Source organism: Novosphingobium umbonatum (assembly GCF_004005905.1).
GTDB lineage: Bacteria > Pseudomonadota > Alphaproteobacteria > Sphingomonadales > Sphingomonadaceae > Novosphingobium > Novosphingobium umbonatum.
Genome location: NZ_SACO01000037.1, coordinates 1 through 2,173, shown reverse-complemented (window position 1 = coordinate 2,173; position 2,173 = coordinate 1). Strand labels below are relative to the sequence as shown.

At 58.6% G+C, this 2,173-nt stretch carries 2 pseudogenes; both read left to right on the top strand.

Going from position 1 to position 2,173, the window contains the following annotated elements:
* Positions 1-329: 329 nt before the first annotated feature.
* Positions 330-1,584, top strand: a pseudogene (locus EOE18_RS18155) (IS701 family transposase).
* Positions 1,585-1,717: 133 nt separating this feature from the next.
* Positions 1,718-2,046: pseudogene (locus EOE18_RS18150) on the top strand (transposase); the annotation flags it as partial.
* Between the last annotated feature and the right edge of the window lie 127 nt (positions 2,047-2,173).

Genomic DNA, 2,173 nt, shown 5'->3' with positions numbered 1-2,173 from the left:
GGTCGAAGGAGGGTATGGCACAACAGTCGACGAGACTGGGTCAAAAAACCAGACCGTTACAATGTGCGAAAAGCACGCGGACTTGATTTGGATTTGACCCGCGAACTCCCATACAGGCCTGCAGTACATCCTGCATAATGAGGCCGGACAGATGGCAGCATCCGACTACGCGCCGAACCCAATTTTCCGCTTGCGTCCGAAGGGGCGTCCACAGATGTAACGGTTTTGTGAATAGCCCCTAGCACTACTTTGGCAGAAATGTGATTTTTAGGATTCCCTTTTCGACGGATGCGTGATTCATGAGGAACCAGCTTTGACGGAGGCTGGCGATGGACGCGGATTGGCAGGCAGATCTCGAGCGTTGGCTTGACCCGTTTCTCAAAGGCCTGGGCAACAAGACGACGGACCATGTGCCCAGCCTATATTGCTGGATTGATCGGGCCGGGAGACTGCAAAAGCATCCAGCCGATGGCCGCCAGAGCCGGCGCGATCAGCTATGATCGCCTTCACCATTTTATCGGCGCTGGCGTCTGGGACAGCGCACCGCTGGAAACCGCTTTATGGGAACAAGCCGATGCCCTCGTGGGCGGGGCGAAAGCCTGGTTGATCATCGATGACACGGCCATGCTCAAGAAGGGCACCAACTCGGTCGGTGTCGCGCCTCAATACGCCTCGACGCTGGGCAAGCAGGCCAACTGTCAGACCATGGTTTCGGTGACGCTGGCATCGGGCGAGGTCCCTGTCATGTTGAGCTTACGGCTGTTTCTACCGGATAGCTGGACCGAGAATGAGGAGCGCATGATCAAGGCTGGCGTTCCCGAGGAGTTTCGCCAGGCCAAAACAAAGCCTTCCATCGCGATCGAGGAGATCGACCGGATTGCGGCCGCCGGCGTGCGTTTCGGCTGTGTGCTGGCAGACGCCGGCTATGGCCTGTCAGCCCCGTTCCGACAGGCCTTGAGCGCACGCGGGCTTTGCTGGGCCGTGGGTATTCCCAAGCATCAGAAGGTATACCCTGCCGACGTGCAACTGGTGTTCCCTGTGGCAGGGCGGGGACGACCGCGCTTGCGTCATGTACCTGACATCAAGTCGGTCGCGGCCCACACCATGCTGGAGAATGCCAGATGGCGTCAGGTGAGTTGGCGCCGGGGCACAAAAGGTCGCCTGGTGGCGCGCTTTGCTGCCATGCGCGTGCGTATCGCCGACGGTGCGCCACAGCGTATAGGTGCCGCAGGCGCCCAGCACATGCCCGGCGAGGAAGTCTGGCTGGTGGGCGAGCATCGTTCGAACGGGGAGCGCAAATACTATCTCTCGAACCTACCCGGCAACACCTCGGTCAAGGAGGTCGCAGGGGCCATCAAGGCTCGATGGATTTGTGAGCAAGCCCACCAGCAACTCAAGGAGGAGTTGGGCCTGGACCACTTTGAGGGGCGATCCTGGACAGGCCTTCATCGACACGCCTTGATGACGATGATGGCCTACGCGTTCCTGCAAAATCGCCGCCTCGCCCAAGCGGGGCGGAAAAAAAGAGTCTCTGGACCGCCCCCCTCAACCCAGTTTGCCAGCAGTCCGACAAGCCATCCTTGACCGCCTACATCGGTCGCAATCGCGGCGTTGTCCACATTGTGGCTGCACGCTACAGGGCGCTGAAATCACATTTCTGCCAAAGTAGTGCTAGATTTCTGGACGCCTTTGATCCTAATTTTGAGGACAGGAGGCGATGATGGGGAAGCCCAATTTCAGTGATGAATTGAAGCGCGATGCGGTGGCGCAGATCACCGATCGCTGGTATCGGGTAGCTGAGTTCTCTCAGCGGCTCGGGGTAAGCGCGCATTCTCTGTATGCGTGGAAGCGACAATTTGCGAAGACGGTTTCTGGTGATGCTGGCAAGGATGCGGAGATCCGCCAGTTGAAGCGCGAGTTGGCCCGGGTAACCGAGGGGCGCGACATTCTAAAAAAAGCCACCGCGTATTTCGCCAGTGATGCAAAGTGAGATACGCGTTCATTGCCGAGCATCGTGATCGTTTCGGGGTTCGGGCGATGTGTCGTTGGACTTGTAACGGCTTTGTGCCGGTCACCTATCTCACTATGCCACCTTGGCCTCGAATGCGAGGGGGCTGATGCCGCCCAGATATGAATGGCGCCTACGTGGGTTGTAGAAGCCGTTGATGTACTG